General features: G+C 73.8%; 15 protein-coding genes. 8 read left to right on the top strand and 7 right to left on the bottom strand.

The genetic code is table 11. The features are described from left to right. The 5 genes from trpM to lgt all read left to right on the top strand — a co-directional run bounded on the left by trpM (position 1) and on the right by lgt (position 4,628). Positions 1–282, top strand: a complete 282-nt coding sequence (trpM, locus tag ACZ66Z_RS15470; protein ID WP_469934476.1) for a tryptophan biosynthesis modulator TrpM — start codon at positions 1–3, stop codon at positions 280–282. 254 nt (positions 283–536) lie between these two features. Beyond that, positions 537–1,820, top strand: coding sequence for a tryptophan synthase subunit beta (trpB, locus tag ACZ66Z_RS15475; protein WP_469934477.1), 1,284 nt, complete (start codon positions 537–539; stop codon positions 1,818–1,820). Further along, on the top strand, positions 1,817–2,647 hold the full coding sequence (trpA, locus tag ACZ66Z_RS15480; protein WP_469934478.1) for a tryptophan synthase subunit alpha: 831 nt from the start codon (positions 1,817–1,819) through the stop codon (positions 2,645–2,647). The genes trpB and trpA overlap by 4 nt, the downstream gene beginning before the upstream one ends. A gap of 64 nt (positions 2,648–2,711) precedes the next feature. Continuing rightward, a complete protein-coding gene (locus ACZ66Z_RS15485) occupies positions 2,712–3,536 on the top strand; it encodes a DsbA family protein (protein WP_469934479.1) in 825 nt (274 codons plus the stop codon). A gap of 84 nt (positions 3,537–3,620) precedes the next feature. Then, complete coding sequence (lgt, locus tag ACZ66Z_RS15490) at positions 3,621–4,628, top strand: prolipoprotein diacylglyceryl transferase (RefSeq protein ID WP_469934480.1); 1,008 nt, start codon at positions 3,621–3,623, stop codon at positions 4,626–4,628. A 71-nt stretch (positions 4,629–4,699) separates the two neighbouring features. On the opposite strand, the gene ACZ66Z_RS15495 is transcribed toward lgt, so the two are convergent. The 7 genes from ACZ66Z_RS15495 to ACZ66Z_RS15525 all read right to left on the bottom strand — a co-directional run bounded on the left by ACZ66Z_RS15495 (position 4,700) and on the right by ACZ66Z_RS15525 (position 13,290). Continuing rightward, positions 4,700–5,494, bottom strand: a complete 795-nt coding sequence (locus ACZ66Z_RS15495; RefSeq protein ID WP_469934559.1) for an HpcH/HpaI aldolase/citrate lyase family protein — start codon at positions 5,492–5,494, stop codon at positions 4,700–4,702. A 77-nt stretch (positions 5,495–5,571) separates the two neighbouring features. Then, positions 5,572–6,810, bottom strand: coding sequence for a CaiB/BaiF CoA transferase family protein (locus ACZ66Z_RS15500; protein WP_469934481.1), 1,239 nt, complete (start codon positions 6,808–6,810; stop codon positions 5,572–5,574). Then, the gene (gene rbsK, locus ACZ66Z_RS15505) at positions 6,807–7,727 is read right to left on the bottom strand and encodes a ribokinase (protein ID WP_469934482.1); all 921 of its coding nucleotides are present in this window, start codon (positions 7,725–7,727) and stop codon (positions 6,807–6,809) included. The genes ACZ66Z_RS15500 and rbsK overlap by 4 nt, the downstream gene beginning before the upstream one ends. After that, positions 7,724–9,370, bottom strand: coding sequence for an ADP-ribosylglycohydrolase family protein (locus ACZ66Z_RS15510; RefSeq protein ID WP_469934483.1), 1,647 nt, complete (start codon positions 9,368–9,370; stop codon positions 7,724–7,726). Before ACZ66Z_RS15510 ends, rbsK begins: the two co-directional genes overlap by 4 nt. Continuing rightward, positions 9,367–10,518 carry an ADP-ribosylglycohydrolase family protein gene (locus ACZ66Z_RS15515; RefSeq protein WP_469934484.1) on the bottom strand — a complete coding sequence of 384 codons (1,152 nt, stop codon included), beginning with the start codon at positions 10,516–10,518 and terminating at the stop codon, positions 9,367–9,369. Before ACZ66Z_RS15515 ends, ACZ66Z_RS15510 begins: the two co-directional genes overlap by 4 nt. After that, a complete protein-coding gene (locus ACZ66Z_RS15520; RefSeq protein WP_469934560.1) occupies positions 10,499–11,992 on the bottom strand; it encodes an ADP-ribosylglycohydrolase family protein in 1,494 nt (497 codons plus the stop codon). The genes ACZ66Z_RS15515 and ACZ66Z_RS15520 overlap by 20 nt, the downstream gene beginning before the upstream one ends. Positions 11,993–12,294: 302 nt before the next feature. After that, the gene (locus ACZ66Z_RS15525; protein WP_469934485.1) at positions 12,295–13,290 is read right to left on the bottom strand and encodes an ADP-ribosylglycohydrolase family protein; all 996 of its coding nucleotides are present in this window, start codon (positions 13,288–13,290) and stop codon (positions 12,295–12,297) included. A 251-nt stretch (positions 13,291–13,541) separates the two neighbouring features. On the opposite strand from ACZ66Z_RS15525, the gene ACZ66Z_RS15530 reads away from it, so the two are divergent. The 3 genes from ACZ66Z_RS15530 (at position 13,542) to ACZ66Z_RS15540 (ending at position 20,782) form a co-directional block, all read left to right on the top strand. Next, a complete protein-coding gene (locus tag ACZ66Z_RS15530) occupies positions 13,542–14,270 on the top strand; it encodes a VIT1/CCC1 transporter family protein (RefSeq protein WP_469934486.1) in 729 nt (242 codons plus the stop codon). Positions 14,271–14,769: 499 nt separating this feature from the next. After that, complete coding sequence (gene gltB, locus ACZ66Z_RS15535) at positions 14,770–19,329, top strand: glutamate synthase large subunit (protein ID WP_469934487.1); 4,560 nt, start codon at positions 14,770–14,772, stop codon at positions 19,327–19,329. Then, the gene (locus ACZ66Z_RS15540) at positions 19,322–20,782 is read left to right on the top strand and encodes a glutamate synthase subunit beta (RefSeq protein WP_469934488.1); all 1,461 of its coding nucleotides are present in this window, start codon (positions 19,322–19,324) and stop codon (positions 20,780–20,782) included. Before gltB ends, ACZ66Z_RS15540 begins: the two co-directional genes overlap by 8 nt. Positions 20,783–20,866 lie beyond the last annotated feature (84 nt).

Here is a 20,866-nt window from a genome sequence, read left to right on the forward strand (position 1 = left end):
GTGACCCCCCGCCACGACACGCCGACACCCCCGGGCAGTGCCCGGGGGCCGGTCGACGTGCCGTCGGCGACCCCCGTGGGGCGCCGCCGCCTGCTCCGTACGGCCGCGTCCGTCCCCGCGCACGCCCCGCTGGCCCGGGGCTGCCGTCCGCGCGGCTGCCGCGCGCCCGCCCGCCGTGTCCACGGCCGCCGGGTGCGGTACGTCATCGGCTCCGAGCCGGGCCAGGTCAACGGGATGCGATGGCGCCCGCGCCTCGCGCGCGTTCTCACGTACGCCACCTAGCCTCCGACCCCCCGTGTGGGCATGCGTCCCGCAGGACGGGACGGGTGGGCACACGGGACGGCGCCCGTGGCGGCGCCTCCGCGTTCCGCGCCCGGACCCGCACCACTTCGTGCGGCGCACATCCGGTGCGGGCTCGGGTTCGGGTGCCCGCAACGGGGGGGTAGGCGGGGTTGCCGTACGTGGACCGCTCGCGCGCATACCGTGACCATCGACCCCACGTATCCCGGGGCATCCGCCCCGCGAGGAGCATCCGCATGTCCAGCGAGTTCTTCATCCCGGACCTGGAAGGCCAGGTCCCCAGCCCGGAGGGCTACTTCGGCGCCTACGGCGGCAAGTTCATCCCGGAGGCCCTCGTCGCCGCCGTCGACGAGGTCGCCGTCGCGTACGAGAAGGCGAAGTCCGACCCCGAGTTCGCCCGTGAGCTCAACGACCTGATGGTCGACTACACCGGGCGGCCGAGCGCCCTCACCGAGGTGCCCCGGTTCGCCGAGCACGCCGGCGGCGCCCGGATCTTCCTCAAGCGCGAGGACCTCAACCACACCGGTTCGCACAAGATCAACAACGTGCTCGGGCAGGCCCTCCTGACCAAGCGCATGGGCAAGACGCGGGTCATCGCCGAGACCGGCGCCGGTCAGCACGGCGTGGCCACGGCCACCGCCTGCGCCCTCTTCGGCCTCGACTGCACCATCTACATGGGCGAGATCGACACCCAGCGCCAGGCCCTGAACGTGGCCCGGATGCGGATGCTCGGCGCCGAGGTCGTCGCCGTGAAGTCCGGCAGCCGCACCCTCAAGGACGCCATCAACGAGGCCTTCCGCGACTGGGTCGCCAACGTGGACCGGACGCACTACCTGTTCGGCACCGTCGCCGGCCCGCACCCCTTCCCCGCCATGGTCCGCGACTTCCACCGGGTCATCGGCGTCGAGGCCCGCCGCCAGCTCCTGGAGCGCACCGGGCGCCTGCCCGACGCCGCCATCGCCTGCGTCGGCGGCGGCTCCAACGCCATCGGGCTCTTCCACGCCTTCGTCCCGGACGCGGACGTGCGCCTGATCGGCTGCGAGCCGGCCGGCCACGGCGTCGAGACCGGCGAGCACGCGGCCACCCTCACGGCGGGCGAGCCCGGCATCCTCCACGGCTCCAGGAGTTACGTCCTCCAGGACGACGAGGGCCAGATCACCGAGCCGTACTCGATCTCGGCGGGCCTGGACTACCCGGGCATCGGCCCCGAGCACGCCTACCTGAAGGACAGCGGGCGCGGCGAGTACCGGGCCGTCACCGACGACGCCGCCATGCAGGCGCTGCGGCTGCTCTCCCGTACCGAGGGCATCATCCCGGCCATCGAGTCGGCGCACGCCCTCGCCGGGGCCCTGGAGGTCGGCAGGGAGCTCGGCAAGGACGCCCTGCTCCTCGTGAACCTCTCCGGACGCGGCGACAAGGACATGGACACCGCCGCCCGCTACTTCGGGCTGTACGACACCGACGCCGAGGTGGCCGCGAACCAGGCGGACACCGCCGAGATCCAGGGGGACGCGAAGTGACCGGCAACATCCAGCTGCTCGGCGACACCCTCGCCGCGGCGAAGGCCGAGGACCGGGCCGCGCTCATCGCGTACCTGCCGGCCGGCTTCCCGACCGTCGACGGCGGGATCGCCGCGATCAAGGCCGTCTTCGACGGCGGCGCCGACGTGGTCGAGGTCGGGCTCCCGCACAGCGACCCGGTCCTCGACGGGCCGGTCATCCAGACCGCCGACGACATCGCGCTGCGCGGCGGCGTGAGGATCGCCGACGTCATGCGGACGGTCCGCGAGGCCCACGAGGCCACCGGCAAGCCGGTCCTCGTCATGACGTACTGGAACCCGATCGACCGGTACGGCATCGAGCGCTTCACCGAGGAGCTCGCCGAGGCCGGCGGCGCGGGCTGCATCCTGCCCGACCTGCCGGTCCAGGAGTCCGCCGTCTGGCGCGAGCACGCCGACAAGCACGGTCTCGCGACCGTCTTCGTCGTCGCGCCCAGCAGCAAGGACGAGCGCCTCGCCACGATCACCGCCGCCGGTTCCGGCTTCGTCTACGCCGCCTCGCTCATGGGCGTCACCGGCACCCGCGAGTCGGTCGGCGAGCAGGCCGCCGACCTGGTCCGCCGCACCCGCGCCGCCGACCGCTCCCGTCGTGGTCTCCCCGTGTGCGTCGGACTCGGCGTCTCCAACGCCACGCAGGCGAAGGAGGTCGCGGGCTTCGCCGACGGCGTCATCGTCGGCTCCGCCTTCGTGCAGCGGATCCTCGACGCCGGCGGCGACGAGGCGGCCGGGCTCGCCGCCGTAAGGGAACTGGCGGCCGAACTCGCCGAGGGCGTCCGCCGCACCTCGTAGCCCGATCGGGTGGATCTGGGACCGGGGAGGCGCGGATGTGCCTCCCCGGTTCGTTGCCTGGGGCGTGAGCGAGAACAACCGTGGTGACGGTAACCGGAGCGCGCGGGAGCGCCTCCAGCAGCAGCGCGAGCGCGACAAGGCCCGCGAGAAGCAGCGGCGCGTCCTGATCGTGTCGGCGGCCGTGGTGGGTGTCCTCGGCCTGGCCGCCGTCGTCGGCGTGATCGCCGCGGGCGGCGACAAGAACGGCGAGTCGGACAAGGCGGGGCCGGTGGTCGCGCCGACCGCGGCGACGGACGAGGACGGCAAGCCCGCCATCCCCACGGGCAGGGCGGACGCGCCGTCGACGCTCGCGGTCTGGGAGGACTTCCGCTGCCCGGCCTGCGCCCAGTTCGAGAACGTCATGCGGGACACCGTCCACGAGCTGGAGGCCTCCGGCGCGCTCAAGGTCGACTACCACCTCGCCACCCTCATCGACGGGAACATGGGCGGCAGCGGCTCGCTGCGCGCGGCGAACGCGGCGGCGTGCGCCCAGGACGCGGGGAAGTTCACCGCGTACCACGACACGCTCTACGTCAACCAGCCGCCGGAGACCGACGACGCCTACGGGAAGAACGACAAGCTGATCGAGCTGGCGGCGAAGGTGCCGGGGCTCGACACGCCGGCCTTCCGCGCGTGTGTGAACGACGGCACGCACGACGGCTGGGTGAAGAAGTCGCACGAGGCCTTCCAGAACGGCGGCTTCCGCGGCACCCCGTCCGTCCTCCTCAACGGAGAATCGATCTTCCCGACCAAGGGGAACGAGCAGATCTCCCCGGAGAACCTGAAGAAGTGGGTCGCCGAGGCCAACAAGGGCAAGAAGCCGGGGACCGCCTCCCCGTCGGCGGGCTAGGGAGCCGTCCGGCGGATTGGTTACCCAGAAGTTGCCGGGCGGGCTGCCGTCCGGCCCTCCCGGCAAGGTAGCGTCGGTCCTGTCATGGACCTTGCCTACATTCCCAGCCCGTCGACCGGCGTGATCCACCTCGGACCGATCCCGCTGCGCGGCTATGCCTTCTGCATCATCATCGGTGTCTTCGTCGCCGTCTGGCTCGGCAACAAGCGCTGGATCGCCCGGGGCGGCACCGCCGGCACCGTGGCCGACATCGCCGTCTGGGCGGTGCCCTTCGGCCTCGTCGGCGGACGCCTCTACCACGTGATCACCGACTACCAGCTGTACTTCAGCGAGGGTGAGGACTGGGTCGACGCCTTCAAGATCTGGGAGGGCGGCCTCGGCATCTGGGGCGCCATCGCGCTCGGCGCGGTGGGCGCCTGGATCGGCTGCCGTCGGCGCGGGATCTCCCTGCCCGTGTACGCGGACGTCATCGCCCCCGGCATCGCCTTCGCCCAGGCCATCGGCCGCTGGGGCAACTGGTTCAACCAGGAGCTGTACGGCAAGCCGACCGACGTGCCGTGGGCGCTGAAGATCACCGAGGGGACGAACCGCGAGGCCGGGCTCTACCACCCGACCTTCCTGTACGAGTCCCTGTGGAACGTCGCCGTCGGCTTCCTCGTCATCTGGGCCGACCGCCGCTTCAAGCTCGGCCACGGGCGGGCCTTCGCCCTGTACGTCGCCGCGTACTGCTCGGGCCGCGTGTGGACGGAGGCGCTGCGCGTCGACGAGGCGCACCACATCCTGGGCCTGCGGCTCAACGTGTGGACCGCGATCGTCGTCGGCCTGCTGGCCGTCGTCTACATGGTGCTCTCGGCCCGCTTCCGGCCGGGCCGCGAGGAGATCGTGGAACCGAAGGCCGCGGGGAAGGACGCCGAGAAGACGGACGCCGTCGAGGGCGCCGGGACCGCCGACGCGGCCGGGCCCGTCGAGGACCGGACCGACGCGCCCGGGGACGAGGCCTCCGGGTCCGAGACCTCCGGGTCCGAGGACGAGGGCGGGAAGACCGACGGCGACGGCGCCGACCACGGCGCCCGGCCGGCCGCCAAGAGCTGACACCGGGCCGTACGACGAGGGCCGCCGGGACCGAAGGGTTCCGGCGGCCCTTTCGCGTGCGGGGGTACGGGTCAGCCGGCGCGGGCCGCGAGGGAGAGGACCCGGTGGGCGCCCTCCACCACCGCCGCGTCGACGAAGCGGCCGTCCGGCAGGGCGAGGGCCCCCTGCCCGGCCGTGGCCGCCTCGACGACCTCACGGGCCGCGTCCACCTCCTCGGGGGTGGGGAAGTAGGCGCGTTCGATGACCGGGAGCTGACGGGGGTGGATGGCCGCCCGGCCGAAGAAGCCCATGGCCCGGCCCCGGGCGCAGCCGGCCGCCAGCGCGTCCAGGTCGCGGACGTCCGGGTGGACGGACTGGGCCGGCGGGGGGAGGGCGGCCGCGCGGGCCGCGACCACCACGCGTCCGCGCGGCCAGTCGAGGCCGCTGTCCTCCCGCACTCCCAGGTCGGCGCGGAGGTCGGCCTCGCCGAGGGCGATGCCGCGGACGGAGGGGTGGGCGGTGGCGATGGCGTAGGCGTGCTCCACCGCGAGGGCGTTCTCCAGGAGCGGATAGAGGGGCAGACCCGGGGCGAGGCGGGCGATCCGGTGGATGTCAGTGGCGTGTGCCACCTTGGGGACACGGAGACCGCAGAGGCCGGGGAGGGGGGCCAGGGTGGGGATGTCGCGCGGGGTGTGGACGCGGACGTGGACCGGGACGGGGTGGACGTCCGCGAGGAGATCGGCCGTGGCGTCGAGGGCGTACGCCTTGCGCTGCGGGGCGACCGCGTCCTCCAGGTCGACGATCACGACGTCGGCGCCGGAGGACAGGGCCTTGCGGACGACCTCGGGGCGGTCGCCGGGGGCGTACAGCCAGGTGAGGGGGGCCAGGGCGCGCGCCGCGGAGGGCGCGCCGGCGACTTCGCCGACGTGCGTCCGTTCCTCCTCCGCGGGGCCGCTGAGGGGGCTCATACCGCTCCTTGCTCACGGAGGGCGTCGATCTCGGCGGGGGTGAGGCCGAGCTCGGAGAGCACGGCGAGGGTGTCGGCACCGTGCGGCCGGCCGGACCAGCGGATGGCGCCGGGGGTCTCGGAGAGGCGGAAGAGGACGTTCTGCATCTTGATCGGGCCGAGTTCGGGGTCCTGCACCTCGGTCACGGTGCGGAGCGCCCGGTACTGGGGGTCGTCCACGACGTCCCGGACGTCGTAGACGGGGGCGATGGCCGCCTCCGCCTTCTCGAAGGCCGCCATCGCCTCGTCCCGGGTGCGGCGGGCGATCCACGCGCCGACCGCCTCGTCGAGGACGTCCGCGTGCTCGGCACGGCCCGTGCCGTCGGCGAACCACGGCTCGTCGATCAGCTCCGGACGGCCGACGAGCCGCAGCACCCGCTCGGCGATCGACTGGGCGGAGGTGGAGACGGCGACCCAGGAGCCGTCGGAGGTCCGGTAGGTGTTGCGCGGGGCGTTGTTGCGGGAGCGGTTGCCGGTCCGGGGCTGGACGTAACCGAGCTGGTCGTACCAGAGGGGGTGGGGTCCGATGACGGAGAGCATCGGTTCGATGATGGCCATGTCGACGACCTGGCCGCGGCCGGTGGTCGTCCTGGCGGTGAGCGCGGTCATCACCGCGTACGCCGTGGCGAGGGCGGCGATCGAGTCGGCGAGGCCGAAGGGCGGCAGGGTCGGCGGGCCGTCCGGCTCGCCGGTGATGGCGGCGAAGCCGCTCATCGCCTCGGCGAGGGTGCCGAAGCCGGGACGGTGGGAGTACGGCCCGAACTGGCCGAAGCCGGTGACCCGGGTCAGGACCAGACGCGGGTTGACGGCGGACAGCTCCTCCCAGCCCAGGCCCCAGCGCTCCAGGGTGCCCGGCCGGAAGTTCTCCACGATCACGTCCGCGTCGGCGGCGAGGGCGAGGAGGGTGTCGCGGCCGCCCGGCGAGGAGAGATCGAGGGTGATCGTCCGCTTGTTGCGGCCGAGGACCTTCCACCACAGGCCGATGCCGTCCTTGGCGGGGCCGTGGCCACGGGACGGGTCCGGCTTGCGGGGGTGCTCGACCTTGACGACGTCGGCGCCGAAGTCGCCCAGCATCATGGCCGCGAGGGGGCCGGCGAAGAGGGTCGCGAGGTCCAGGACGCGCAGTCCGTGCAGGGGTGCCGCGGGCGTCTCGGAGGCCGTGGGGTCCGGCGGGGTGGCCGGGGCGTGGACGGTCATACGGCGTCGGCCTCCAGGTTGCCGGGGGAGCGGAAGGCGTCCTCGATCTCGACGCGGTAGGGCATCGAGGTCGACGCGCCCTCGCGCCTGACGGAGAGCGCGGCGGCCGTCTGCGCCCAGGCGAGGGCCTCCGGGGCGGGACGGCCCTCGCCGAGGGCCACTGCGAGGGCGCCGACGAAGGTGTCGCCCGCTCCCGTGGTGTCCACGGCCCGGACCCGGGGCGCGGGCACGGTGACCGGTTCGGCGCCGCGCGCCGCGTACAGGCTGCCGGCCGCGCCCAGCGTGACGACCACCTCGGGGACGTCCCGCAGCAGGGCCTGGGCGGCCGCGCGCGGGTCGGCGAGCCCGGTGAGCGCGGCGGCCTCGTGCTCGTTCGGCACCAACAGGTCCGTGGCGGCGAGGAGTTCCGGCGGAAGCGGCTGTGCGGGAGCGGGGGTGAGGACGGTGCGGACGCCGAGCCGGCGGGCGGTGACGGCGCCCTCGACGACGACGGAGAGGGGGAGTTCGAGCTGGAGGAGCAGGGCGTCGGCGGTGCCGATGAGGGCCTCGTCGCCATGGGTGAGGGAGGTGACGGTGCCGTTGGCGCCGGGGACGACGACGATCGCGTTGCCGCCCTCGTCGTCGACGACGACGTGGGCGGTGCCGGAGGGGCCCTCGGAGGTGCGCAGGAGATCGGTGTCCACCGCGCAGTGCTCCAGGGTGGCGCGGAGCCGTGCCCCGAAGTCGTCCGCGCCGACCGCGCCGATCATCGCCACCTCGGCGCCCGCGCGGGCGGCGGCGACGGCCTGGTTGGCGCCCTTGCCGCCGGGGATCGTACGGAAGGAGCGGCCGGTGACCGTCTCACCGAGGGCGGGGGTCCGCGGCACGTAGACGACGAGATCCATGTTCGTGCTGCCGAGCACGACGATGCTGGTCATGGGCGTACTGCCTCCAGGTGTGTCCGTTCGGCCAGGGTGTCGAAGCCGATGCCGTCGAAGGACGGCACCGAGGTCGCGAGCCGGTTCTTGAGGGGGGAGGTCCAGCGCTCCGGCAGCCGGTCCGGGTGCCCGGCGAGCAGCCCGGCGAGCGAGCCGGCGGTGGCGCCGTTGGAGTCGGTGTCCCAGCCGCCCGAGACCGCCGCGCAGATCGAGCGGGAGAAGTCGCCGTCGGCGTGGGTGAGGGCGGCGGCGAGCAGCGCGGCGTTGGGGACGGCATGCACCCAGTGGTACCCGCCGAGTTCGGCGTGCAGCCGGTCGACGACCGCGTCGAAGTCGGCCGTGGCGCGGGCCGCCGTGATGCCCAGCCGGACGGCTGCCGCCAGGCGCGAGCGCGGCGGGACCACGGTGAGGCCGGCGGCGAGCGCCTGGTGGACGTCGGCGGTGCCGGTCGCCGCGGTGGCGAGGGCGGCGGCGACGAACATGGCGCCGTAGACGCCGTTCGCGGTGTGCGTGAGCACCGCGTCCCGGTGTGCCTGCGCGGCGGCGGCCACCGGGTCGCCCGGACGGGTCCAGCCGTGGACGTCGGCCCGGATCTGGGCGCCGATCCACTCGCGGAAGGGGTTGCGGCGGACGGCGGTCAGCGGGGGTTCCACGCCGTCCAGGAGGTTGCGGTAGGCGATGCGCTCGGCCGTGAAGGTGCGGCCGGCGGGGAGTTCGTCGAGCCAGAGGCGGGCGACGTCGGCGGTGGTGAAGTCGCGGCCGTACCGCTGGAGGAGCAGCAGGTTGAGGAGGGGGTAGTCGAGGTCGTCGTCCTCGGGCATGCCGTCGATGTTCTCGGCGAGTGAGGTGGTGGCGGAGCGGCGGTTCCAGGGGTGCGCGGCGAGCAGCTCCGGCGGGACGCCGCGGGCGGTGAACCAGGTGGTGAGGGGCCAGTTGCCGGCGGCGCGGGCGAGGGCGCGGAGGGCGGGGAGGGGGAGCTTCTCGACGGGCTTGCCGAGGAGGCAGCCGGCGGCGCGGCCGAGCCAGGCGGCGTGCAGCCGGTTCCGGAGGGCGGTGTCCCCCCGCTCCGGCCTCACGGGCGGGCACGCGCCCCGTCGCCCGTGGCGGGCAGCCGTCCCGCTGGGGCGAGGGGGTCCCCCCTCCTCGAACGAAGCCGGGAGCTCGGGGGAGGGTGGGCACAGCGGAACAGCGCCCTCGCCGGCGTCGGGGGCTTCCGTGCCCGGACCCGCACGTGCGGTGCGGCGCGCTGATGGTGCGGGCCCGGGCGCGGGACGCGGAGGCGCCGCCAGGGGCGCCGTCCCGTGTGCCCACCCGTTCCGCCCTGCGGGACGACTGCCCACACGGGGGTGGGCACCGTCCGCCCCGGCGGGGGCCGTCGACGCCTGGATGGCGGCCAGGGCCGTGGGTTCCCGAGCCGACAGGGGGGCGTGCAGGGACGCCAACGCGTCCAGGAGTTCCTCCGCCAGGGAGCGGAGGTCCGGGCGGGGGGTCGGAGACGCGCCGGCCGTCTCCGGGGCGGGCGGGCCGCCCGCCGCCGTCCAGCGGGCCGCGAGGGCGCTCGCGTCGCGGCCGTCCTCCGCCGCCTGGCGGAGTTCGTGGCCCACCAGGTCCTCCGGCTGGACCCAGGTCAGACGGAGGGTCATCGGTCCGCGCCCGTCAGCATCGCGAAGGCCGATTCATGGGCTCTGCGTGCTTCCGCGTCCCGGGCGAAGACCTCGCGGGCGACCGCGGCCAGCGCCCTCGCCGGGGCGTGCAGGTCCAGGCGGCTCGCCTCCGCCACCTGCTTCGCCCACGCGGAGGGGACGGCCGGCTCGCCGCGCAGCGCGCCCACGATCGCGCCCGCCATCGTGGCGATCGAGTCGCAGTCGCGGCCGTAGTTGACCGCGCCCAGGACCGTACGCCGGAAGTCGCCCTCGCCGACGAGCAGCATGCCGAGGGCGATCGGCAGCTCCTCGATCGCGTGCAGCCGGGAGGGGCGGCGGGCGCCGAGGGAGGGGGCGCGGTAGTCGGGCCCGACCGTGTCGAAGGGGGCGACCGCCTTGCGGAGGGGCACGAGGGCGGACTCGAAGTCCGTGTGGGCCGAGGCGACTTCGGCGACCGCCTCGATCGCCGCGCGCGTTCCGTCCTTCGCCAGGGACAGGGCCGTCGCGACCACGGACGCCGGCGTGGCGTCCGGCGCGCAGGCCGCCGCGACCGCCGCCGCGAAGACCCCCGCCGCCTCCCGGCCGTACGAGGACTGGTGCGCGCCCGTCAGGTCGATCGCCTCGGCGTAGGCGGCGGCCGGGTGGGCGGCGTTGACCAGGCCGACGGGCGCCACGTACATCGCCGCCCCGCAGTTGACGACGTTGCCGTTGCCGGCCTCGCGCGGGTCCGCGTGGCCGTAGTGGAGCCGGGTCACGATCCACTTCTCGGCGAGGAAGATCCGCTGGAGGGGCAGCGCCTCGGCCTCCAGCTCCGGGATCCAGACGGGGGAGCCCATGAGTTCGGGGACGAGGTGGTCCGCGACCGCGTACGCGTCGAGGTGGTCGCGGACCTTCTCGTACACCCGGATCAGCGCGTGGGTCATCAAGGTGTCGTCGGTGACGTGCCCGTCGCCCTTGTGGTACGGCGCGATGGGGCGGGCGGTGCGCCAGTCGCCGCCGTTCCAGGGGCCGACGATCCCGGTGACGCGGCCGCCGTGGCGTTCCAGGATCTGCTCGGGAGCGTAGCCCTCGACGGGGCCGCCGAGCGCGTCGCCGACGGCGGCCCCGAGGAGGCTGCCGGTGATCCGGTCATCCAGTGTGGGTGTCATGTCGGAATTGTCCACCTGGGGTGGCCGGTTCCGTGGCTCCGAGCAGCCCGGCGAGTTCCACCAGGTCCGTGCCCGCGAGCCGGGGCAGCGCGCAGCCCGCGAGCGTCCTGCACGCCTCGCGCCAGCTCGGCGGTACCGAACGGCCGCCGCCCAGCGCGCCGGTGAGCGCGCCCGCGAGTGCAGGGGCCGAGTCGGCGACCCGGGAGAGGCAGGCGGCGGCCGGTACCGCCGCCGTCATCTCACCCCGGGCGGCGGTGGCGAGGGCCAGGGCGACCGGGACGGTCTCGGCCGCGGCGATGCCGTAGCTGTAGACGTGGTCCACGATCTGGTGCTCCAGGAGCGGGACGAGCTCGAAGGCCGAATCGGCGGCCCGGGCCAGCTGCACGGCGTGCCGGGCGTTGCGGCCGATCTCGGTGGCGGGCGGGAGCTCGGCGAGCGCCGCCTCGACGGCGTCGTGGACCGTCGCCCCGCCCAGGGCCGCGGCGACGGCCGCCGCCGTCGCCCGGGCGCCGTGGACGCCGTCGCCGTCCTGGGTGTACCGGGCGTCGAACTCGGCGAGTTCGGCGGCGGCGCGGGGGTCGGCCGGATGGACCAGGGCCAGGACGGCGGCCCGGACGCAGGCCGCGTCGTCGAAGTAGTGCGGGTTGTCGTGGCCCGTGGCGGGCGGACGCAGACCGGTGGCGAGGTTGCCGAGGCCCGCGCGCACCGAGATCCGGGCACGGAGGGGGAGCACGGCCGACTCGACCTCGGGGGCGCGGTCGGCCGCGGCGGCGACCTGCCCGGCGAGGGCGTTCCAGGCGAGGTCGACGGCGGCCCGGAGCCGGCGGTCCCGGGGGAGGCCGGCGAAGACCGGGCCGGAGGCGGCGAGGACGGCCTCGGCGGTGAAGGCCGCCCACTCGGCGTCGTCGGAGGGACCGAGGCGGAGGGGCTCGGGGGGCTGGTTGAGGGCGATGGGGACGGGGAGGGTGGTCGTCGCGTTCTGCTCGGCGAAGGTGTCGAGTTCGCGGGTGAGGCGGCGGGTCCACTCGGGCATGCGGGCGGCGCGGTGCCGTGCGGCGGGCCAGCCCGCGGCGTCGCCCGCGGCGATCCCGAGGAACAGGCCCTCGACCGCGTCGCGGCCGGCCCTGCGGGGGGCGCGCGCCGTCGGGGAGTCGTGCGCGTCATGGGCGCACCGCGCTGCCGGGTCCCTGCGGGCGCTCCCGCCCCCGCCTCCGCCCCAGGAGCCGGTGCCGCGCACCGGGGCGGCGCCGTGGTCCGGAGCGGGGGCCCGGAGCGCGCCGACCGTCGGGGCGCCGCCCGGGACCGTGGCCGGGTCCCGCAGGGCGTCGACCGCCGGGACGGTGCCCGGCACCGGGGGCCGCGCCCGCTCTCCCCCGGGCTCGCGGCCCCGCTCGACCAGGGGGGACCCCCCTCGCCCCGCGGAACGGTCACCCACGGCGGTGGCGGTACTGCTCGGCACCGGGGCCGCACCCATGGCGGTGGCGGGGGTGATGCCCGGGGCCGCGCCCACGGCGGTGGCGGTGGTGATGCCTGGGGCCGGGGCCGCGCCCACGGCGGTGGCGGTGGTGATGATGCCTGGGGCCGGGGCCGCGCCTACGGCGGTGGCGGTGATGCCCGGGATCGGGGCCGCGCCTACAGCGGTGGCGGTGGTGATGCTCGGGGCCGACGACGTGTCCGCAGCGGTGGCAGTGGACGGGCTCGCGGTCGGGTCCGCGGGGCGGGGGCCCGCAGGGCAAGTGTCCGCGGGGGGTGTCGTCGGCGTCGGGTCCGCGCTCATCAGGACTCCTCCTCCGGGGTCAGCAGGTCCGCCACGTCCAGGACGTGGTAGCCGCGCATCGAGGGGAGGCAGCTGCCGGTGACCGGGGCGATGGCCGCGGCCCAGTCGGGCGGGATCGCGCCCGTGCCGCCCGCCGCGCCCGCCAGCGCGCCCGCCACCGCCGCCGTCGTGTCGGCGTCGCGGCCCATGTTGACGGCGGTGAGGACGGCCGTGCGGAAGTCGCCCCGGGCCGCCGCGAACGCGCCGAACGCCAGGCCCACCGCCTCCGGGGCCAGGTCCGTCCAGGGATAGCCGCCGATGACGACGGCCGAGCGGACCTGGCGTTCGCGGGTGAGCGGGTCCGCCTGGACGCGCTGGGCCGCGACGACCGCGCGGCGCAGCGAGCGGGCCGTCCAGGAGTCCATCGGGACGACCGAGAGGGCCGCCGCGATCACCGAGGTGACGGTCGCCCCCGTCATCGCGGCCGCCACGCCCGCCGCCACCGCCTGACCGCCGTAGATGCCCTCGCCGTCGTGGCTGACGCTGCCGTCGATCGCGACGAGCCGGGCCGCCTCCGCCGGGCGTCCGGCCGCGAACACCCCGAAGGGGGCGGCCCGCATGGCCAGTCCGTCCGACCACGCGTGGCGGTGCTGGGCGGAGATGGGGGCGGCCAGGCCCCGGCGGAGGTTCTCCAGGGTGCCGCGCTCGGAGAAGCCGGCGCCGCGGAAGGGGCCCTCGTCGAGGTCGGCGATCCAGTGGTGCCAGGCCCGTTCGACGTGGTGGACGGTGAGGGCGGAGCCGTGCCGGGCGAGGAGCAGCGCCGAGAAGATGGCGTACTCCGTGTCGTCGGTGCCGGCCGGACTGTCCGTCACGAAGCCTTCGATGCGGCCCCAGCGGCGGCGGATCTCGGAGGGCCGCATGTTCTCGGCGGGCGCGCCGAGCGCGTCGCCGACGGCGAGGCCGAGGAGCGCCCCCCTCGCCCGTTCACGCGTGTCGCAGGCCGTGCTGGTCACCATCTCGCGCCCCTTCCTCGACGGGGGCGCCGACAGCGGCGCCCCGATGCCTGGATCTGTGCCACCACGGGCCGCGAACTCGCCGAAGAAACGTCTCTGTCACCCGGCTGACACCCCGCCAGGTTGGGGTGTCCTCACTGAGGCGGACCTTAGTAAGTACGGCCTGGCTTGCTGGCGCGCCCCTTACATCGGGCGTATTTTCGACGTGTTGGGGGAGACGGGTGCATCCGACCCGCAGGAACGAGGGGAGAGCCATGTCCATCATCGAAGCTCAGGCGCCACTGCACGAGGCCCACCGCGACAACCACACGCACCGGGACGTGAACGGCGGCTGGCTGCGCCCGGCGGTGTTCGGTGCGATGGACGGACTCGTCTCCAACCTCGCCCTGATGACCGGTGTCGCCGGCGGTGCGGTCTCCTCGGGGACCGTCGTCATCACCGGCCTGGCGGGCCTCGCGGCCGGCGCCTTCTCCATGGCGGCCGGCGAGTACACCTCCGTCGCCTCGCAGCGCGAGCTCGTCCAGGCGGAACTGGACGTCGAGCGCCGCCAGTTGCGCAAGCACCCGGTCGACGAGATGGAGGAGCTCGCCGCGCTCTACGTCTCCCGCGGCGTCGAGCCCGAGCTCGCCCGCGAGGTCGCGATGCAGCTGTCGAAGGACCCCGAGCAGGCGTTGGAGATCCACGCCCGCGAGGAGCTCGGCATCGACCCCGACGACCTGCCGTCGCCGACGGTCGCCGCCGTCTCGTCCTTCGGCTCCTTCGCCCTCGGTGCGCTCCTGCCCGTCCTGCCGTACCTGCTCGGGGCGACCGCGCTCTGGCCGGCCGTGCTGCTCGCGCTCCTCGGCCTCTTCGCCTGCGGCGCCCTGGTGGCCCGGGTGACCGCCCGCGGCTGGCTCTTCAGCGGCATGCGCCAGCTCGCCCTGGGCGGGGCCGCGGCGGCCGTCACGTACGGGCTCGGCATGCTCTTCGGGGCCGCCTTGTAGCCGGACGGAGCCGGTGCGGATTCCGCACCCCCGCAGAAGACCGAGAGGCCCCTCAAAGGGGCCTCTCGGTCTTTTCGTGACACCTTTTCGGGGCAGAGCGCTCGAAACGGCTGTGACGTATCTCCCTGGCCCGATCCGCCACGGCGATGAGACACTATGCGGGACGCCACATATGTAGCCGGTTACTCGGCGGTTTCGAACCCGTGACCAACGGGAAAGAGGCCTGAGCGCCATCGGGCAACGAAGCCCACTTCCAGTGACGGGTCGCCGGAGCCCCGAAGAACCTCCGGACCTCCGACCCGTCCCCCGCGGGGCAGCCCCTGCCGCCGCATCCCACAGGTGAACCCACACCATCGCTGCGTATCGGTGATGTCCGCATGCTGGAATGAGCTATCCACTTCGCGAGAAGCCAGCCATCATGTAACCTGCACGAAATTTCGCGGAGGGCCAACGTCGTCCCTCGGCAGCTCCATATGCCACGACGACGACGGGAGAGCCGATGCGTTCCGACGCCTGGTCGCCCATGGACGGTCGCCCCGCTGCTCAGGGGATGTACGACCCCCGTAACGAACACGACGCCTGTGGCGTCGGGTTCGTGGCCACCCTCACCGGTGTAGCCAGCCACGCGCTGGTCGAGCAGGCGCTGACCGTACTGCGCAACCTCGAGCACCGCGGCGCCACCGGCTCCGAGCCCGACTCCGGCGACGGCGCCGGCATCCTGCTCCAGGTCCCGGACGCCTTCCTGCGCGAGGTCGCCGGATTCGAGCTCCCCGAGGCCGGCGCGTACGCCGTCGGCATCGCCTTCCTCCCCGAGGACGGCATCGACGAGACCCTCGCGAAGATCGAGACGATCGCCGCCGAAGAGCGCCTGAACGTCCTCGGCTGGCGCGAGGTCCCCGTCGCCCCCGAGCTGCTCGGCGCCTCCGCCCGCGCCACCATGCCGGTCTTCCGCCAGCTCTTCGTCGCCGACGGCGAGAACACGGGCATCGCGCTCGACCGCAAGGCCTTCGTCCTGCGCAAGCGCGCCGAGCGCGAGGCCGCGACGTACTTCCCGTCGCTCTCCGCCCGCACCATCGTCTACAAGGGCATGCTGACCACCGGCCAGCTGGAGCCCTTCTTCCCGGACCTGTCGGACCGCCGCTGCGCCACCGCCGTGGCCCTGGTCCACTCCCGGTTCTCCACCAACACCTTCCCGAGCTGGCCGCTGGCCCACCCGTACCGCTTCGTCGCCCACAACGGTGAGATCAACACCGTCAAGGGCAACCGGAACTGGATGACCGCCCGCGAGGCGCAGCTCGACTCCACGACCTTCGGCGAGGGCTCCCTGGAGCGGATCTTCCCGATCTGCACCCCGGACGCCTCCGACTCGGCCTCCTTCGACGAGGTCCTGGAGCTCCTCCACCTCGGCGGCCGCTCCCTGCCGCACGCGGTCCTGATGATGGTCCCGGAGGCGTGGGAGAACCACGAGACCATGGACCCGGACCGGCGCGCCTTCTACCAGTACCACTCCACGCTGATGGAGCCCTGGGACGGCCCGGCCTGCGTCACCTTCACCGACGGCGTCCAGGTCGGCGCGGTCCTCGACCGCAACGGTCTGCGCCCCGGCCGCTACTGGGTCACCGACGAGGGCCTCGTCGTCCTCTCCTCCGAGGTCGGCGTCCTCGACATCGACCCCGCCAAGGTCGTCCGCAAGGGCCGCCTCCAGCCCGGCAGGATGTTCCTCGTCGACACCGCCGAGCACCGCATCGTCGAGGACGACGAGATCAAGGCCGCCCTCGCCGCCGAGCACCCCTACGCGGAATGGCTGGAGACCGGCGAGATCGAGCTCTCCGACCTCCCCGAGCGCGAGCACATCGTGCACACCCACGCCTCGGTCACCCGCCGCCAGCAGACCTTCGGCTACACCGAGGAAGAGCTCCGCGTCATCCTCGCCCCGATGGCCCGCACGGGCGGCGAGCCGCTCGGCTCCATGGGCACGGACTCGCCCATCGCGGCCCTGTCGGCCCGCCCGCGGCTGCTCTTCGACTACTTCACGCAGCTCTTCGCGCAGGTCACGAACCCGCCGCTGGACGCCATCCGCGAAGAGCTGGTGACGAGCCTGCGCTCCTCGCTCGGCCCCGGCAGCAACCTGCTCGAGCCCACCGCCTCGTCGTGTCGCAGCGTCACCCTGCCCTTCCCGGTGATCGACAACGACGAGCTGGCCAAGCTCATCCACATCAACCACGACGGCGACATGCCCGGCATGAAGGCCGTGACCCTCTCCGGCCTCTACCGGGTCTCCGGCGGCGGCGAGGCCCTCGCCGCCCGCATCGACGCGATCTGCGCCGAGGCCGACGCGGCGATCGAGGGCGGCGCCCGCCTCATCGTGCTCTCCGACCGGCACTCCGACGCCGAGCACGCGCCGATCCCCTCCCTGCTGCTCACCGCGGCCGTCCACCACCACCTCATCCGCACCAAGCAGCGCACCAAGGTGGGCCTGCTCGTCGAGGCCGGTGACGTCCGCGAGGTCCACCACGTCGCCCTGCTCATCGGCTACGGCGCCGCGGCGGTCAACCCGTACCTCGCCATGGAGTCCGTCGAGGACCTGGTCCGCGCCGGCACCTTCATCGAGGGCATCGAGCCCGAGCAGGCCATCCGGAACCTGATCTACGCCCTCGGCAAGGGCGTCCTCAAGGTCATGTCCAAGATGGGCATCTCCACCGTCGCCTCCTACCGCGGCGCCCAGGTCTTCGAGGCCGTCGGCCTCGACGAGGCCTTCGTCGCCACGTACTTCAACGGCACGGCCACCAAGATCGGCGGCGCCGGCCTCGACGTCGTCGCCAAGGAGGTCGCCGCCCGCCACGCCAAGGCGTACCCCGTCTCCGGAGTCCCCTCGGCGCACCGCGCCCTGGACATCGGCGGCGAGTACCAGTGGCGCCGCGAGGGCGAGCCGCACCTGTTCGACCCGGAGACCGTCTTCCGCCTGCAGCACGCCACGCGCACCAAGCGGTACGACATCTTCAAGAAGTACACGGAGCGGGTGAACGAGCAGTCCGAGCGCCTCATGACGCTCCGCGGCCTCTTCGGCTTCGCCCCGGACCGCCCCTCGATCCCCGTCGACGAGGTCGAGCCGGTCTCCGAGATCGTCAAGCGCTTCTCCACCGGCGCCATGTCGTACGGCTCCATCTCCCGCGAGGCGCACGAGACGCTCGCCGTCGCCATGAACCGGCTGGGCGCCAAGTCCAACACCGGTGAGGGCGGCGAGGACCCGGAGCGCCTGTACGACCCGGTGCGCCGCTCCGCGATCAAGCAGGTCGCCTCCGGCCGCTTCGGCGTCACCAGCGAGTACCTGGTCAACGCCGACGACATCCAGATCAAGATGGCCCAGGGCGCCAAGCCCGGCGAGGGCGGTCAGCTGCCCGGCCACAAGGTCTACCCATGGGTCGCCAAGACGCGTCACTCGACGCCCGGCGTCGGCCTCATCTCGCCGCCGCCGCACCACGACATCTACTCCATCGAGGACCTGGCCCAGCTGATCCACGACCTCAAGAACGCCAACCCGGTCGCCCGCATCCACGTGAAGCTGGTCTCCGAGGTCGGCGTCGGCACGGTCGCCGCCGGTGTCTCCAAGGCCCACGCGGACGTCGTCCTGATCTCCGGCCACGACGGCGGAACGGGCGCCTCCCCGCTGACCTCGCTGAAGCACGCGGGCGGCCCCTGGGAGCTCGGCCTCGCCGAGACCCAGCAGACGCTGCTGCTCAACGGCCTGCGCGACCGGATCGTCGTCCAGACCGACGGCCAGCTGAAGACCGGCCGCGACGTGATCATCGCCGCGCTCCTCGGCGCCGAGGAGTTCGGTTTCGCCACCGCGCCGCTCGTCGTCTCCGGCTGCGTCATGATGCGCGTCTGCCACCTCGACACCTGCCCGGTCGGCATCGCCACCCAGAACCCGGTCCTGCGCGACCGCTTCTCCGGCAAGGCCGAGTTCGTCGTCAACTTCTTCGAGTTCATCGCCGAGGAGGTCCGCGAGCTCCTCGCCGAGCTGGGCTTCCGCACCCTCGAAGAGGCCGTCGGCCACGCCGAGCTGCTCGACACCAGCCGCGCGGTCACGCACTGGAAGGCGCAGGGTCTCGACCTGGAGCCGCTCTTCTTCGTGCCCGAGCTGGCCGAGGGCGCGGTCCGCCACGCCCGGGTCGAGCAGGACCACGGCCTGGAGAAGGCCCTCGACAACGAGCTGATCCAGCTCGCCGCCGAGGCCCTGAACGCGCCCTCCGCCGAGGAGGCCCAGCCGGTCCGCGCCCAGGTCGCGATCCGCAACATCAACCGCACGGTCGGCACCATGCTCGGCCACCAGGTGACGAAGAAGTTCGGCGGCGCCGGCCTCCCGGCCGACACCATCGACATCACCTTCACCGGCTCCGCGGGCCAGTCCTTCGGCGCCTTCCTGCCGGCCGGCGTCACCCTCCGCCTGGAGGGCGACGCCAACGACTACGTCGGCAAGGGCCTCTCCGGCGGCCGGGTGATCGTCCGCCCGGACCGGGGCGCCGACCACCTGGCCGAGTACTCGACCATCGCGGGCAACACCATCGGCTACGGCGCGACCGGCGGCGAGCTGTTCCTCCGCGGCCGCACCGGCGAACGCTTCTGCGTCCGCAACTCCGGCGCCCTGGTCGTCTCGGAGGGCGTGGGCGACCACGGCTGCGAGTACATGACCGGTGGCACGGCGGTCGTCCTCGGCGAGACCGGCCGCAACTTCGCGGCCGGCATGTCGGGCGGCGTCGCCTACGTCGTCGACCTCGACCGGGACAACGTCAACTCCGGGAACCTGGAGGCGGTCGAGACCCCGTCGGACACCGACAAGGCGTGGCTGCACGACGTCGTGCGCCGCCACTTCGAGGAGACCGGTTCGACGGTCGCCGAGAAGCTCCTCGCCGACTGGGACGCCGCCGCGGCCCGGTTCAGCAAGATCATCCCCGCCACGTACAAGGCCGTGCTCGCCGCCAAGGACGCCGCTGAGCTCGCCGGTCTCTCCGAGGCCGAGACCACCGAGAAGATGATGGAGGCTGCGTCCCATGGCTGACCCCAAGGGCTTCCTGACCACCGGGCGCGAAGTCGCCCAGACCCGACCGGTGGGCGAGCGCGTCAGGGACTGGAACGAGGTCTACGTCTCCGGCTCCCTGCTGCCGATCATCAGCAAGCAGGCCGGCCGCTGCATGGACTGCGGCATCCCGTTCTGCCACAACGGCTGCCCCCTCGGGAACCTGATCCCCGAGTGGAACGACTACGCCTACCGCGAGGACTGGTCGGCGGCGCAGGAGCGGCTGCACGCCACCAACAACTTCCCGGAGTTCACCGGCCGTCTGTGCCCGGCCCCGTGCGAGTCCGCGTGCGTGCTCGGCATCAACCAGCCGGCCGTCACCATCAAGAACGTCGAAGTCTCCATCATCGACAAGGCCTGGGACGCGAACGACGTCAAGCCGCAGGTGCCCGAGCGCCTCTCCGGCAAGACCGCCGCCGTCATCGGCTCGGGCCCGGCGGGCCTCGCCGCCGCCCAGCAGCTGACCCGGGCCGGCCACACCGTGGTCGTGTACGAGCGGGCCGACCGCATCGGTGGTCTCCTCCGCTACGGCATCCCCGAGTTCAAGATGGAGAAGCGGCACATCAACCGCCGCATCGAGCAGATGCGCGCGGAGGGCACCAAGTTCCGCACCGGCATCGAGATCGGCCGCGACCTGACGTCGACGGACCTGCGCAAGCGGTTCGACGCCGTGGTCATCGCCGCCGGCGCCACCACCGCCCGCGACCTGCCCGTCCCGGGTCGCGAGCTGAACGGCATCCACCAGGCGATGGAGTACCTGCCGCTCGCCAACAAGGTCGTCGAGGGCGACTTCGTGGCCCCGCCGATCACCGCCGAGGGCAAGCACGTCGTCGTCATCGGCGGCGGCGACACCGGCGCGGACTGCGTCGGCACGGCGCACCGCCAGGGCGCGGCCTCGGTCACGCAGCTGGAGATCATGCCGAAGCCGGGCGACGAGCGGAACGCCGGCCAGCCCTGGCCGACCTTCCCCATGCTCTACAAGGTCACCTCGGCGCACGAGGAGGGCGGCGAGCGGGTCTACTCCGTCTCCACCACCCACTTCGAGGGCGACGAGGAGGGCAACGTCCAGTTCCTCCACCTCGTCGAGGTCGAGTTCGTCGACGGCAAGCTGACCCAGAAGCCGGGCACGGAGCGCAAGATCCCCGCCCAGCTGGTCACGCTCGCGATGGGCTTCACCGGCACGGACGTGGAGAACGGCCTGGTCGCGCAGTTCGGTCTGGCGCTGGACGAGCGGGGCAACATCGCCCGTGACGCGGACTTCGCCACCAACGTCGACGGCGTGTTCGTCGCCGGTGACGCCGGCCGCGGCCAGTCCCTCATCGTCTGGGCCATCGCCGAGGGCCGCTCGGCCGCCCGCGGCGTGGACCGCTACCTGACCGGCGCCAGCTCCCTGCCGGCCCCGATCCGCCCGACGGACCGTGCCCTGACGGTCTGATCCCCCGGATCACCCCCGAACGTCCCGCACAACGACGTGCGGAACTGAGCGCAGCGCCCCCCGAACGTCCCCGACCGGACGACC

Source organism: Streptomyces sp. NPDC107498 (assembly GCF_055582805.1).

What these genes read in the sequence shown, in the direction of transcription:
- trpB (WP_469934477.1), top strand. Translation starts at nt 537, where the DNA reads ATGTCCAGCGAGTTCTTCATCCCGGACCTGGAAGGCCAGGTCCCCAGC.
- lgt (WP_469934480.1), top strand. Translation starts at nt 3,621, where the DNA reads ATGGACCTTGCCTACATTCCCAGCCCGTCGACCGGCGTGATCCACCTC.
- ACZ66Z_RS15500 (WP_469934481.1), bottom strand. Translation starts at nt 6,810, where the DNA reads ATGACCGTCCACGCCCCGGCCACCCCGCCGGACCCCACGGCCTCCGAG.
- rbsK (WP_469934482.1), bottom strand. Translation starts at nt 7,727, where the DNA reads ATGACCAGCATCGTCGTGCTCGGCAGCACGAACATGGATCTCGTCGTC.
- ACZ66Z_RS15510 (WP_469934483.1), bottom strand. Translation starts at nt 9,370, where the DNA reads ATGACCCTCCGTCTGACCTGGGTCCAGCCGGAGGACCTGGTGGGCCAC.
- ACZ66Z_RS15515 (WP_469934484.1), bottom strand. Translation starts at nt 10,518, where the DNA reads ATGACACCCACACTGGATGACCGGATCACCGGCAGCCTCCTCGGGGCC.
- ACZ66Z_RS15520 (WP_469934560.1), bottom strand. Translation starts at nt 11,992, where the DNA reads ATGGGTGCGGCCCCGGTGCCGAGCAGTACCGCCACCGCCGTGGGTGAC.
- ACZ66Z_RS15525 (WP_469934485.1), bottom strand. Translation starts at nt 13,290, where the DNA reads ATGGTGACCAGCACGGCCTGCGACACGCGTGAACGGGCGAGGGGGGCG.
- ACZ66Z_RS15530 (WP_469934486.1), top strand. Translation starts at nt 13,542, where the DNA reads ATGTCCATCATCGAAGCTCAGGCGCCACTGCACGAGGCCCACCGCGAC.
- gltB (WP_469934487.1), top strand. Translation starts at nt 14,770, where the DNA reads ATGCGTTCCGACGCCTGGTCGCCCATGGACGGTCGCCCCGCTGCTCAG.
- ACZ66Z_RS15540 (WP_469934488.1), top strand. Translation starts at nt 19,322, where the DNA reads ATGGCTGACCCCAAGGGCTTCCTGACCACCGGGCGCGAAGTCGCCCAG.